Source organism: Methylocystis sp. (genome assembly GCF_051061225.1).
Classification (GTDB): Bacteria; Pseudomonadota; Alphaproteobacteria; order Rhizobiales; family Beijerinckiaceae; genus Methylocystis.
Genome location: NZ_JBPFEB010000097.1, coordinates 37,989 through 49,966, shown reverse-complemented (window position 1 = coordinate 49,966; position 11,978 = coordinate 37,989). Strand labels below are relative to the sequence as shown.

Genomic DNA, 11,978 nt, shown 5'->3' with positions numbered 1-11,978 from the left:
GACCGGCGATTATGGCGCTGCTTCGGCGACCGGCTATCAGGGAGCCGCTTCGGCGACCGGCTATCAGGGCGCGGCTTCGGCGACCGGCTCTCGGGGCGCGGCTTCGGCGACCGGCTATCAGGGCGCGGCTTCGGCGACCGGCTATCAGGGCGCGGCTTCGGCGACCGGCTCTCGGGGCGCGGCTTCGGCGACCGGCGATTATGGCGCGGCTTCGGCGACCGGCTATCAGGGAGCCGCTTCGGCGACCGGCGATTATGGCGCGGCTTCGGCGACCGGCGAAAAATCGGCCGCAATGGCTTGCGGTTACGATGGCAAGGTCAAGGCGGCGGAAGGCTGCGCAGTCTTCGCTCTGGAACGCGACGACGATTGGAACATCATCTCCACGGCGTCGGGAATCGCGGGTAACGATGGACTGAAACCGGACACCTTCTACCGCTGCGAAGGCGGCAAGCTGGTGGAAGCCGAGTGACGACCAACCGCACCTTCCGTCACGCGCACCTGGCCTGCGGCATCGGTTCCGGCGCGCGCGGCTTCAACATGGCCAATCCGCGCATCGGCAATGTCTCCGCTCGCTTCGAATGCGCCGGCGGAATCGATGTCGATGCGGGCGCGATCCGCAATTTCGAGAAGCTGACCGGCGTGAAGGGGACCGTCATGGACCTCTTCTCGGCCGAGCAGTACGTCGCGTTCCACGGCAAGGTTCCCCCGCCCGATTGGCGCGAAGCGGCGCCGGCGGACATCGTCGCCGCATTCGGGCCGCACCTGGACGTCTGTTTCGCTTCCATGCCCTGCAAGGGCTTCTCCGGCCTCCTGTCGCAAAAGCAGAGCGAGACGGACAAGTACCAGGCGCTCAACGGCCTCACCCTTCGCGGCATCTGGCTTCTGCTCGAGGCGTACAAGGACGATCCGATTCCGATCGTGCTGTTCGAGAATGTGCCGCGCATCGCCAACCGTGGTCGTTGGCTGCTCGATCAGATCGTCGCAATCCTTCGCGGCTATGGCTATGCTGTCGCCGAGACCGTCCACGATTGCGGCGAGCTGGGCGGGCTGGCGCAGAGCCGCAAGCGTTTCCTTCTCATTGCCCGTCACCAGGAGAAGGTGCCGCCGTTCGTCTATCAGCCGCCCAAGCGAAAGCTTCGCGGCGTCGGCGAAGTCATCGGCAAGCTGCCGTTGCCCGGAGATCCATTGGCAGGCCCGATGCACCGGGTTCCGTCGCTGCAGTGGCAGACGTGGGTCCGCCTGGCGTTCGTTCCGGCCGGAAAGGACTGGCGAGCGCTGAACGACCTCGCAGTGGAGGGCGGGCATCTTCGCGACTTCGGTATCGTTCCGGACGCTCCGCTGCGCGAGAATGCGCTTGGCGTCGTCGGCTGGGACGAAACGGCCGGCGTCGTCACCAGTCAAAGGGCGCCAGGACAGGGCCGCTTTTCGGTTGCCGATCCGAGGCCGGTCGATTGCCGGTCAGGATCCTTCGGCGTCACTGGCTACGAAGAGACTGTTGGGACGGTCCAGGGCGAGAGCCTGCCCAGCAATGGCAAGTTCGCGGTGGCGGACCCCCGCATCCAGACTGACCGCGAAGGCACGGGACGCTTGGGTGTTCGCTCTTGGGAAGAGCCGAGCGGCACTGTCGCGGGATGCTCTCGAGTCGAGAACGGCGCTTACAGTGTAGCGGACCCACGCCCGAGCTACGGCGAGGCGACGCACCGCAACGTCCTTGGCGTGAAGGGCTGGGAAGAGACTGCTGGCGTTGTCACGGGCAATCCCAAGCCGAGCGGTGGAGCGCATTGTGTCGCCGATCCGCGCGTCAACGGCCACGATCGCAGCGTCCAGATGGGCGTCCGGCCGTGGGATGAGCCCGCACCGTGCGTGAAGGGACAAATGCCACCGGGCGGCGGACCTTACGCCGTTGCCGATCCTCGCCTCGCCGGCCGCGCGCGCTTCAACAACACCTTCCGCATCGTCCGCTTCGACGAACCTTCAGCGGCGGTCGCGGGACCAGGCGGACCGGCCGGAGGCCACTGCGTCGCCGATCCGCGAATGCCCAAACAGGATTATGCGAAGCGGAAGTACAAGGTTGCTGCCTACGATCAGCCGACGCGGGCCGTTATCGGCGCTTCGACGACGGGTGACGGTGCATTCGCCGTCGCCGATCCGCGCCCGCGCTGCCTTAATGCAGATGGGCGCGAAGGATACTCGACGCAGGGCCATTACGGCGTCGTGCAATGGACCGAACCGAGTGGGTCGGTCCCAGCTTTCGCGAAGAACAACAACGGTTCTTGGTCCGTTGCCGACCCTCGCGACGTCGCTCTCGACGTCGAGCCGGTCCCGCTGCCCAAGGCGAAAGACCGTCTGGTGTGCCGGATCGTCGCACTCGACGACACGTGGCACCGGCCGTTCACTACGCTCGAACTCGCATCGCTTCAGTCGATCGTCGATCCGGAGGAGGCTTTCGAGCAGGATCCGGACGGCAACTGGCGCGCGAAGCTGCCGGTCGATCTTGCCGCGACGTCGGATGCGACGAAGCGCGAATGGATCGGGAATGCAGTCCCGTCGAATGCCTCAAAGGCAATGGCGGAGACGATCGGCGAGACGCTGCTGCTCGCGAGCATGGGCGAGACCTTCCAGCTCTCCGCGCAAGAGATTTGGGTGAAGCCGCTGGCGCTCGCCCTCACCGTCGACACCGACCAGCTCGCAATCCGCATGGACAGGGGAATGGAATGACCGCCGTCGCCACCAAAGAACGCGCCAACGCCAAGGCGGAAGCCGAAGAGATGAAACTCACGATCGACCGCGGAGACCTCTTCCGCGCGCTCACACACGCCGCCGCGATCGTCGAAAGGCGAAACACGATTCCGGTCCTCTCGAACGTGCTGCTCGAAGCTGCCGGTGACAAGCTTAAGATCACGTCGACTGACCTGGACCTGCAGATCGCCCTGACCGTCGCCGCAACGATCGAGGGCGAAGGCTCGACGACCGTTTCCGCGCAGCTGCTCCATGGCATCGTTCGCGAAATGGCGGACGGTTCGCAGGTCGAGCTTGCGATGATCGACGGCCGTCTTGAGGTCCGCTCCGGCCGGAGCAATTACAAGCTGCAGGTGCTCAAAGCTGACCGGTTCCCCGTGCTGCCGATCGGCAATGCCACGTCCACCTTTTCCCTGCCCGCTGCCGACCTCCTGCGCTCGTTGAGGCGTGTCGAGTTCGCGCAATCGACGGAAGAGACGCGATACTACCTTCGCGGCATTCTGACCGAGGTCGTGGACGGCAAGCTGTTCTTCGTGGCGACGGACGGCAACGCCCTTGGCTTCACTACGCTCCCCGCCCCGAGTGGAGCGACCGTCGAGAATGCGATCCTGCCGACGAAGCTGGTGGTGACGCTGGCCAAGCTGCTCGACGAGATCGACGGTGATGTCCGCCTGTTCTTCAACGACAAGCGGGCGACATTCGAGATCGGCTCTACGGTTCTTACCGGCAAGCTCGTGGACGGCGCTTTCCCCAACTGGCGGAGGGTGCTGCCGGTGGTGCAAGGCAATCCGCTGCGTATCGAAACCGACACGCTGGAAAGCGCGATCCGCCGCGCCACCATCGTCGCTACGGAACGGACGCGGTCGGTCACCATCGAGTTGTCGAAGGACAAGCTCACTGCGTCCTGTTCGTCCGCAGAGCATGGGAACGCCGTCGAGGAAGCGCCTTGCGCGTGGGATGGAGGCGAGTTCCGCGTCGGCTTCAATGCCACGAAGCTGCTGTCAGCGATCAAGGCAAGCGGCGCGGAACAGATCCAGCTCGACCTTATCGACGACGCCACGCCGCCGATCATTTCAAATCCTGCTGACGATTCCGCGAAGTGGGTCGTCACGACCATGCGCGTCTGAAGGAGGGCAAGATGAACGTAAACGGGCAGGTGCGAGTATCGACCGTGTTAGCGGACCTGGAGGTTGAACTTCCCGCCGATTCACATTGGAAACCCACGGACATGATCGACTTCGAGGTCGATGTTGACGACGATGAAGCCTACGCCGCGCTGCCGTCTAGTTACACCGAGATCGACCCGGTTCCCCTCTCCGATGAACTCGACCAGGGCGACGTCCAGAACCTTGCGGCGGCAATCCGGCGCGGCGACCGGGCGGAAGCGGAGCTGCTGCTCGACCGCATTTTCGCAAACGACGGCACGGTTACCGAGTGGGTAGAGCGAGGACGCTACGGGCAACGGGCTCGGCAACTGCAGACGCCGACGGCCAAAGCCGCATGAGCGCGACCGATTACCCTATCCCCAATGCCGCGCTCGACGACCGCCTAGGCTTCGTCGGCACGGCAGGATCAGGCAAGACCTACAACGCCGGCAGCGGCGTCGAGCGCGTCCTGGCCGCGGGCGGGCGCGTCATCATTCCCGACCCACTGGGCGTCTGGTGGGGGCTCGGGCTGAATGCCGACGGCCAGCGTCCTGCCCCATGGCGCGAAAAGGGCAAGCTGGTGATCTTCGGCGGCGAGCGTGGCGATCTGCCGCTCAATGAAAACGCCGGCGCGCTGATCGGCGAGACGGTCGCACAAATGGCTGAAAGCGCCATCCTCGATCTTTCCGGTTTCGGCGAGAAGAAGCGGGAAGTCCATTTCATGCTTGCGTTCCTGACCGCGCTCTATCGCCACGCCAGCAACGATCCCGTTCACCTGATCTTCGACGAAGCCGATATGTGGGCACCCCAGCAGGAGCGCGACAAAGGCGAATCGCCCAAGCTGCTCGGCATGATGGAGACCATCGTCCGCCGTGGGCGCGTCAAAGGCTTCATCCCCTGGCTTATTTCACAGCGTCCGGCCGTGCTGAACAAGAACGTGCTTTCGCAGGTCGACGGCCTGGTGGCGTTCAAGCTCACGTCGTCGCAGGACCGCAAGGCGATCGGCGATTGGGTGAGCGGTCAGGCGGACCAGGGCGAATGGCCGGCGATCAGCGCTTCACTGCCGACACTGGCGACCGGAACGGGCATCGTCTGGCTTCCGTCGCGCAATGTGCTGAACACGGCCGCATTCCCGCTCAAGGCGACCTTCGACAGCAGCCGGACGCCGACGCGCGGCGAACGGGTCGAGCGGCGGGACTTGAAGCCGCTGAACCTCGAAGCGCTGAAGGGCAAGCTCGCGAGCCTTGAGGAAGAGCAGAAGGCCAACGATCCGCGCGCCCTGAAGGCGCGTGTCGCCGAGCTCGAGCGGAAGCTTGCGCAGGCCACCTATCAAATGCCGCCAGCCTGGCCTGACCAGCGAGAGGATGTGAAACGACTTTCCGAAGAGCTTGCCGCCACGACAGAGGCTCTTGAACGGCTGACTGCCAGCGCGAAGGAGTTGGAGAGGCGGCAAAAGAAGGCCCTTGCTGCCCTGTCGGGCGAGCAGATCGAATTTCCGGGAGCACCCGAGCGCAAGCCTGCCACTAAAGTCATCGCGCCTCCAATCGCGCGGCCGGCGCCAATGAGGCAGGAACCTGCAACGCAGCGAGATCCGACAGGCTTGCGTCAATCGCACCAAAAGGTTCTCGATTCGCTGGCCTGGTGGAAAGCAGCCGGCTTCCCGACAGTCGAGCGGCGACGAGCATGCATCATGGCCGGATACAGTCCCAAGGCGTCCACGTTCGGCGTCTATATCTCCGAATTAACCCGCGACGGTCTCGTGGTAGTGCCGGAGCCTGGTCGACTCGCCCTCACCCCATCTGGAGAAGCCTTGGCAAGCGCGCCGGACATGACCTCGCCGGCCGCAATCTTGGACGCAGCGAGAGAGCAGCTTTCGCCGGCCGAAATAAGGCTATTCAATGAGATTGTCGGCGACTATCCAAAATGGGTCAGTCGGCATGATCTTGCCGATCGCGTCGGTCTTTCGCGGACCGCCAGCACTCTCGGCGTGTACTTGTCGAAGATCGGTTCATTCGACTTCATTGAGACCGGTCGCGGGCAAGTCCGCGCTGCCGATTGGCTGTTCCCGTGAACGCCGCCGCCGAGAGTGTCAGAGCCGCGCTCGAAAAGCGCTATCAGGCGCCGGAATGGTCGCTGCTTTTCGAAGTCGGCCAAGGAACGGGAACGGCAGGAGGGCGCTACGCCGACGCTGTAGCGATGAACCTCTTTCCCAGCCGCGGGCTTCGCGTCGAAGGCGTCGAGATCAAGATCAGCCGCGGCGATTGGCTTCGGGAGCTTCGGGATCCTGCAAAATCGGAGCCGATCCAGCGCTTTTGCGACCATTGGTGGATCGCGACGACGCCCGAGATTGTCTTGCCAGGCGAGTTGCCGCCCACCTGGGGACTGATCGAACTCAAGGGCGGCTGTATGCGGGTGAAGGTAAATGCACCAAAACTGGAGCCGGAACCGCTTGGACGCCCGTTCCTTGCCGCGATGCTTCGCCGCGCGACGGAAAAGGCGGACAAGGAGCTGCGCCGCCGTGTCAGAGAGGAAACCGAAGCCGAGCGCGCCCGCATAGACGAGAGGGTGCGCCGTGAGGTCGAGGTTCGCACGAACAGTCACAAGAACCTGCAGCGCTTCGTCGAAGAGTTTGAAGAGGCGAGCGGGCTATTGATCGACAACGGCTGGCGCGGAGGGAAGGAAATCGGCGAAGCGGTCAAGCTCGTCACCGAAATTGGCCTTACGTCTCTCTATGGCGGCGTTCGCGGCCTTGGCGATCACGCTCGAAAGCTGGCCGAAAAGGTCGATGCGCTGCTCGCGTCACTGCCTGCCAGCGAAGAGGACGAAGCGGCGTGAACGCCCATAGCACCATCCTCGAGACCGGCCGCTCGCCGGCCGATTGGTGCGAGACTTTCGCGGCCAAGGGTATCGAGCTGTCGGAACGGACGTTGCGCCAGAAGGCCCGCGATCTTGGTGCTTGCCATGTTCTCGGCAAAGCGATGATTATCACCCCCGAACAAATCGACACGATTCTGGAGGACTGCATATGCCCCTCGAAGCGTACCGGCGCGGGCGCATCTGGTGGGCGCGCGGGACCGTCGACTACAACGGACGGCCGATCACCGGCTACATCCGCGAAAGCACTGGCGCATCTGAAGAGAGCGGCGCGAACGACTGGATCACGGAGAGGGAAGACCGCGAACGTCGTGTCTATCTCATCGGCGAAGAGGCGCGCCAGCTAACCTTCAACGACGCGCTCCTGCTCTATAATCCGACGTCGCAAATGGCGCTGGCGCTGATCCCGATCGCCGCCGAGTTCGGCGAAATGCTGGTCAAGCACATCACCCCGGCGTTGGTCCGCGACCTCGGGCCGAAGCTCTATCCGAAGAATTGCACGGACTACTGGCGGCGCTGGGTCATCACGCCGACGCGCGCCGTCATCAACAACGGCCACGATCTCAAGGGCGCGCTCTGTCCGCCGATCAAGATCAAAGGCTACAGCGAAGACGAGCGGATCGCGCAGGACAAGAAGCGCAAGAAGGCGAGCCGGATCGAGCGCCGCCCGGGCGATTGGGAATGGTTGCTCCGGTTCCGCGAACACGCCGCGCCGAGACCGGCCGCTCTGGCGCTGCTGATGTACGTCACGGGCGCAAGGGTAGGGCAGGCGGTCAGGATGCACCCCGCGAAGCACCTGGACCTGCAGAACAATCGCATCTGCATTCCCGGCGCGAAGGGCCATGAGGATCGCTGGATTACGATTCCGGTCGAGCTGGTCGTCGAGCTCGCCAACCTGAAGCCGAAAACGCCGCGCGGATGGGACCGAACCGACAAGCGCAACCTTCGCGTCTTTGGCTATGCCTCTTCATGCGGACCGCTCAAAGCATGGCACTCGGCCTGCGAAGCGGCAAAGATCGACTACCGCTCGCCCCACGCCGCCGGCCGTCACGGTTTCGGTCAGGAGTTCAACGTCCGCCAGCCGGTCGACGAGAAGGCGGCGGGCCAGTTTGGCGGGTGGAAAGACCTCGCTTTGATGAAGCGGACCTATACCCACGCGGAGGACGCGGGAGGCAAGATTTTGGCCGCTTTTCGTACAGGGCTCGAACACGCCGAAAAGGCGACGGGCCTTAAACTGATGAAATCAGGCTCATAAATCTGCCGCGTTCAATTCCCTCCGAAGGCAGAGGCCACAGGTTCGAATCCTGTCGGGTGCGCCACTTTTCCCTCTCTGCAGCCGCCGATCGCGACCAGCGATCCTCGTCGTTCCGCGCAGAATAAAGCACGAACGAACCGAGAATCTCCGTTCAAATCCCGTACAGTCCAAAGGAGCAGAGCAATGACGGGTGAGCTTCGGATACCGTGCTTCCAGCATGACAGCTTCCAGCGGCATTGCGCCGACTGTCTGGATATGAACGCGCCCAACACTCTGACACGCTACGTTCCCGACGCCTATCCGGCTTCGTCGGACGAACTGCGAGATGGGGAGGAGAGGGATGATGGCATGGGGACCGTTTAGCGCCGAGGCCGTCAGGCTCGACAGCAAGCTGCGCCGGTTACACAAGGAAGGGCGGATTACGGACGCCGTTCAGGAAATCGAGAAGGCGCTTCGCAGCGCGCACGCCTACGGACCAAGCAATGAGAGCTACGAGAGCTTTGAGGCTGTCTGTCGCGCGTCTGGAGACGACCTTGACTGACGTATCGAACCATCGCTTCGACGGAAAAGTTGAGGTTCCGTCGCACACGACTGCGAGCACCACTGACGTATCGAAAGAGCTTCTGCCGGGCCAGCGTTGCAACTGTCCGCCGACTGAAACCGAGCATCATCCGCTGTGCTATCTGTCCACCCGCGCCCAAGTCGGTCCTGCCGATGTGGTGGAGGATGCGGAATGGCTGCGACGGGCGGCGCGAAATGAGAACGCGTTAGTCCGTGTTCATCCAGCAGCCCGCGAGAACCTAGAGCGCCTTGCCGATCAGCTCTCCGCTATGGGCGTATCAGGAGAAGTGGAGAGGCTTGCCCGGATAGGTCGCGAGCATTTGCAAGCGGGCAACATTGATGATGCGCTGACGGCGTTTCGACGTATCGAGCGCCAGGGCCTCAACAGCGCACCGGAAACGCGCTAAGCCGAGCGCATGGACGCCGCCCGCTGGAACGAGATCATCGCCACCGCCGCCGCGACCGCGATCGACGAATGCGGGGACGTGCCGACGATCCAGAAGGTCGCCGAGCGAGCCGCGACACTGGCGGCGGAGTGGATTTGCGAAGAGCTGGCCAACGAAGCCGATGGCGAAGAAACCGCGCATCCCGCCGGCTGACAGCCTGATCTATTGTGTGAAATGCCGGAAGCCGATGAACGGCCGAGGTTGGCACGGTCCGGATTGCATGTCGGACTTCGCGAACCGCAAGCCGGCGTCGGGGCATTCGATCAGGGTGTGGAAGGCGCCGGTTTAAGATGGAGCCCGTTGCAGGAATCGAACCCGCGTCGTCGTCTTACGAAAGCGATGCTCTACCATTGAGCTAAACGGGCACTGGCGGAGCGCGCTGGACTCGAACCAAACAGCCTTGACTGCGAGCCGCTTAGCAGGCGGTCCCGGCACCTTGCCGGTTCACGCTCCACAATGGCGGCGGGTGAAGGAGTCGAACCCTCGTCCTTGCAGACGGCCTGGTTTTCGGGACCAGTTGCCCACCACTGAGCGCCACCCGCCGTTAAGGCGAGCGCGCTGCTCGCCTAGCGTGTTCGACTGCTTGATGAGACGAGAGGGCGGTTCATGGCTGCGGATTTACCCCGGGCAGTGATTCCGGGCAAGTCACCTCTGCCCCGCGCTCCTTGTGCCAGCGGCAGACGCGCGCGAGTGCATCCCGGCAAGCTTGGCCGGCCGAGCGCACCGCTGCATCGAATGTCACGCCCGTAGGATCAGCGGCCAGCATCGCATCGATCAGCGGCTCGTCGGGACACGTGAGATCAGCAATCGGGGGGTGGCTGGAGGCGGGCGCGGGCGGATTGTTGCAAGCGGACACAAGCATAATAGGCGGCGCGAGGATCAGCGCCAGTGCGCTTAGCTTCTTCGACGGCATCTTTGACCTCCTGCGTTTCAGTGGCGAGCCGAGCGTCGTCTGTCCGGCGCTGCACGGCGGCGTGTTCGTCGGCTTTCCGGTCGGCCTTCGCCGTCGCCGCATCGCGCTTGGCATCGTGCGCGTTGATGACGCTGCGGTCATAGGTGCATTTCGCCACGCCTAGACCGACGATCAGAAGCATCACGAGAGCGGCGATGACTGCGAACTTGGCGAACCTAGCGGGGATTCCGGCCTTCAGGGCGAGGCTGGCAAGGAAAGCGATCATGGCTTCGGCTCCGGCATTGCTGGTCCGCTGTAATCAGGATTGGCGTCGGCCTTGACCTCAGCGGCCTTGTCGAGCGCCGCGCCCGCCACCTTGTCCGCGGCCTGCTCGACCTCGCTCCCGATGCTGCCGCTGATGCCCGTCTTGCTGGCGCTGAAATCCAGATGCCCGCGGGCGATGACGATCACGATCAGGACGAGCAGGCACAGCGCGACGACGCCGAGCAGAATATGGCTGTTCGTCGACAGGCTCTTCAGCTGGATCTTGAGGAGGTCGACGCAAGCGTCCAGCCCCTTGACCGCGCCTTCGGTCGAGCTCGCTTTTTCCGCCCCGAGCGCAGTCTTGCACCATCCCGGCCCGCTCAGCGTCTCATTGAGCCGGTACGCCATCCACATGACGTAAGCGGAAATGACCGCGACGCCGAAGATCGCGAATATGCGGATGAAGCTGTCGCCGCTGGGAAGCTTCATGCCCAGTCTCCCGCCGCGAGCGCATCTTGAAACTTGACCGCGATCTTGGCGATTTCAGAAGCGCGATCCTGCCTGTTGATGATGCGCCGCGCGCCCTTGAAGGCGTCGAAACCCCCCGCGCCGTCGCTCGGCAGGTAATCGGCCAGCTTCTTCGTCGTGAACCAGCCCTGTTCCATGCCCGCGACCAGGATCCGCGCGGCGATGTCCGGCTTCAGCGCGAAATCAGGATCGAGCGACAGTTGCCCGCCAAGGTCGAGCTCCTCATCGGCGCGCTCGTAATTGCGCTGCCATGTGAGCTGGACATATCCACGGCCGTACCACGGATAATAGTGCAGGTGCTCCTTGCGCCAGCTTTCCGACAGCCAATAGGCCTCCTTGACCGGCTGCAGCGTCTTGTTCGTTTCCCAATAGGCCGTGGCAAGGCCGTAGGCGCACCAGGAACAGGGCCAGCGGGCCGCGCCGATTGCCGTCAGGAGCGCGCTGAATCCGTCGATCTGCGACTGCGCTAGGTCGCCCGTAAACGCCCGCACAGCGCCGAAGAAGGCTTGCGGCTGTCCGACAGCCTTCGCGGCATTTTCATTCTCCGCGGGCTGCCAGCGCGCTGCTGTGGCCGCATTGATGGCGTCGACGTCCTCCTGGCTCAGCGTGTCGAGCGGATTGCCGGTCAGTTCGCGCTTGTACGCGCGGGCCGAATTGAAGAAGTCGGCGGCGCTCATTGCTCGCCAAGCCGCTGCATGTCGGGATCGATGACGGTGATGTAGCCAGCGTAGGCAAGGATCACGCCCTTGATACGATAGGGGAACTTGTGGACCGTCACCGAACACCGCCCGAGGTCGGGAATGTCCAGTGAAGCATTTGCTCGAGCAGTTCCGTCCGGCCTCTTGCCGGCCGCGGAGTTGAGAGCCTTGATCGTTCGGCAGAACGGTTCGGGCCAGACGTCGATGTGGGTTTTGCCGATGATGTCGCGGTACGTCTGGCCCTTCGGCTCGAGGAAAAGAGCTTCGAAGGCGCGATTGGCGTATAGGAAGCGACCCTGAAGGTCGACAAGCCAGTTGGGAAAGGGATCGAGATCGCGGGCTATACGCAAGCCCTGAATCTCAGCCTCCATGTTCTCGATCCTGCGGACTTGCTCCGCGATGTGCGCCCATGCCTCGTTACGCTGGCTTTTCACCTCCGCCAGTACCGTCTCGAAATCGACCCGATCGGCGCTCCTGGCCTGGATCCGGTACTTCAGCCAGACGGCCAGCAATCCGCCGCCCAGAATGATATCGAGCGCGATGCTGATGACAGAGATGAGAGCCGGCGACATCGCT

Annotated in this window: 13 protein-coding genes, 3 tRNA genes and 1 pseudogene; 10 read left to right on the top strand and 7 right to left on the bottom strand. The window is 63.6% G+C overall.

Annotation, left to right across the window (positions count from 1 at the left end; genetic code table 11):
• The 10 genes and pseudogenes from ACR652_RS17885 to ACR652_RS17840 form a co-directional block, all read left to right on the top strand.
• A pseudogene (locus tag ACR652_RS17885) lies at positions 1-469 on the top strand (DUF7666 domain-containing protein); the annotation flags it as partial.
• Positions 466-2,718, top strand: a complete 2,253-nt coding sequence (locus tag ACR652_RS17880; RefSeq protein ID WP_434507836.1) for a DNA cytosine methyltransferase — start codon at positions 466-468, stop codon at positions 2,716-2,718. The pseudogene ACR652_RS17885 and the gene ACR652_RS17880, both read left to right, overlap by 4 nt.
• Entirely contained in the window at positions 2,715-3,866 is a 1,152-nt protein-coding gene (dnaN, locus tag ACR652_RS17875) for a DNA polymerase III subunit beta (protein WP_434507835.1), read from the top strand. Before ACR652_RS17880 ends, dnaN begins: the two co-directional genes overlap by 4 nt.
• A gap of 101 nt (positions 3,867-3,967) precedes the next feature.
• Positions 3,968-4,243, top strand: a complete 276-nt coding sequence (locus ACR652_RS17870; RefSeq protein ID WP_434507834.1) for a hypothetical protein — start codon at positions 3,968-3,970, stop codon at positions 4,241-4,243.
• Positions 4,240-5,955 (top strand): hypothetical protein, encoded by a 1,716-nt coding sequence (locus ACR652_RS17865; RefSeq protein WP_434507833.1) that lies wholly within the window; start codon positions 4,240-4,242, stop codon positions 5,953-5,955. The genes ACR652_RS17870 and ACR652_RS17865 overlap by 4 nt, the downstream gene beginning before the upstream one ends.
• Positions 5,952-6,719: a hypothetical protein gene (locus tag ACR652_RS17860; protein WP_434507832.1), complete on the top strand. Its 768-nt coding sequence runs from the start codon at positions 5,952-5,954 to the stop codon at positions 6,717-6,719. The genes ACR652_RS17865 and ACR652_RS17860 overlap by 4 nt, the downstream gene beginning before the upstream one ends.
• A gap of 190 nt (positions 6,720-6,909) precedes the next feature.
• The gene (locus ACR652_RS17855) at positions 6,910-8,013 is read left to right on the top strand and encodes a tyrosine-type recombinase/integrase (RefSeq protein WP_434507831.1); all 1,104 of its coding nucleotides are present in this window, start codon (positions 6,910-6,912) and stop codon (positions 8,011-8,013) included.
• Positions 8,014-8,196: 183 nt separating this feature from the next.
• The gene (locus ACR652_RS17850; protein ID WP_434507830.1) at positions 8,197-8,376 is read left to right on the top strand and encodes a hypothetical protein; all 180 of its coding nucleotides are present in this window, start codon (positions 8,197-8,199) and stop codon (positions 8,374-8,376) included.
• A 170-nt stretch (positions 8,377-8,546) separates the two neighbouring features.
• A complete protein-coding gene (locus ACR652_RS17845; protein WP_434507829.1) occupies positions 8,547-8,981 on the top strand; it encodes a hypothetical protein in 435 nt (144 codons plus the stop codon).
• A gap of 9 nt (positions 8,982-8,990) precedes the next feature.
• Positions 8,991-9,173 carry a hypothetical protein gene (locus ACR652_RS17840; protein ID WP_434507828.1) on the top strand — a complete coding sequence of 61 codons (183 nt, stop codon included), beginning with the start codon at positions 8,991-8,993 and terminating at the stop codon, positions 9,171-9,173.
• A gap of 138 nt (positions 9,174-9,311) precedes the next feature.
• On the opposite strand, the gene ACR652_RS17835 is transcribed toward ACR652_RS17840, so the two are convergent.
• The 7 genes from ACR652_RS17835 to ACR652_RS17805 form a co-directional block, all read right to left on the bottom strand.
• Positions 9,312-9,385, bottom strand: a tRNA-Thr gene (locus ACR652_RS17835).
• 2 nt (positions 9,386-9,387) lie between these two features.
• Positions 9,388-9,473: transfer RNA gene (locus ACR652_RS17830), tRNA-Ser, on the bottom strand.
• 4 nt (positions 9,474-9,477) lie between these two features.
• Positions 9,478-9,563, bottom strand: a tRNA-Ser gene (locus tag ACR652_RS17825).
• 257 nt (positions 9,564-9,820) lie between these two features.
• On the bottom strand, positions 9,821-10,198 hold the full coding sequence (locus tag ACR652_RS17820; RefSeq protein ID WP_434507827.1) for a hypothetical protein: 378 nt from the start codon (positions 10,196-10,198) through the stop codon (positions 9,821-9,823).
• A complete protein-coding gene (locus tag ACR652_RS17815) occupies positions 10,195-10,665 on the bottom strand; it encodes a hypothetical protein (RefSeq protein ID WP_434507826.1) in 471 nt (156 codons plus the stop codon). Before ACR652_RS17815 ends, ACR652_RS17820 begins: the two co-directional genes overlap by 4 nt.
• The gene (locus ACR652_RS17810; RefSeq protein WP_434507825.1) at positions 10,662-11,381 is read right to left on the bottom strand and encodes a hypothetical protein; all 720 of its coding nucleotides are present in this window, start codon (positions 11,379-11,381) and stop codon (positions 10,662-10,664) included. The genes ACR652_RS17815 and ACR652_RS17810 overlap by 4 nt, the downstream gene beginning before the upstream one ends.
• The gene (locus ACR652_RS17805; protein WP_434507824.1) at positions 11,378-11,974 is read right to left on the bottom strand and encodes a PAS domain-containing protein; all 597 of its coding nucleotides are present in this window, start codon (positions 11,972-11,974) and stop codon (positions 11,378-11,380) included. The genes ACR652_RS17810 and ACR652_RS17805 overlap by 4 nt, the downstream gene beginning before the upstream one ends.
• Positions 11,975-11,978 lie beyond the last annotated feature (4 nt).

What these genes read in the sequence shown, in the direction of transcription:
- ACR652_RS17855 (WP_434507831.1), top strand. Translation starts at nt 6,910, where the DNA reads ATGCCCCTCGAAGCGTACCGGCGCGGGCGCATCTGGTGGGCGCGCGGG.
- ACR652_RS17840 (WP_434507828.1), top strand. Translation starts at nt 8,991, where the DNA reads ATGGACGCCGCCCGCTGGAACGAGATCATCGCCACCGCCGCCGCGACC.
- ACR652_RS17810 (WP_434507825.1), bottom strand. Translation starts at nt 11,381, where the DNA reads ATGAGCGCCGCCGACTTCTTCAATTCGGCCCGCGCGTACAAGCGCGAA.
- dnaN (WP_434507835.1), top strand. Translation starts at nt 2,715, where the DNA reads ATGACCGCCGTCGCCACCAAAGAACGCGCCAACGCCAAGGCGGAAGCC.
- ACR652_RS17805 (WP_434507824.1), bottom strand. Translation starts at nt 11,974, where the DNA reads ATGTCGCCGGCTCTCATCTCTGTCATCAGCATCGCGCTCGATATCATT.
- ACR652_RS17815 (WP_434507826.1), bottom strand. Translation starts at nt 10,665, where the DNA reads ATGAAGCTTCCCAGCGGCGACAGCTTCATCCGCATATTCGCGATCTTC.
- ACR652_RS17850 (WP_434507830.1), top strand. Translation starts at nt 8,197, where the DNA reads ATGACGGGTGAGCTTCGGATACCGTGCTTCCAGCATGACAGCTTCCAG.
- ACR652_RS17865 (WP_434507833.1), top strand. Translation starts at nt 4,240, where the DNA reads ATGAGCGCGACCGATTACCCTATCCCCAATGCCGCGCTCGACGACCGC.
- ACR652_RS17870 (WP_434507834.1), top strand. Translation starts at nt 3,968, where the DNA reads ATGATCGACTTCGAGGTCGATGTTGACGACGATGAAGCCTACGCCGCG.
- ACR652_RS17820 (WP_434507827.1), bottom strand. Translation starts at nt 10,198, where the DNA reads ATGATCGCTTTCCTTGCCAGCCTCGCCCTGAAGGCCGGAATCCCCGCT.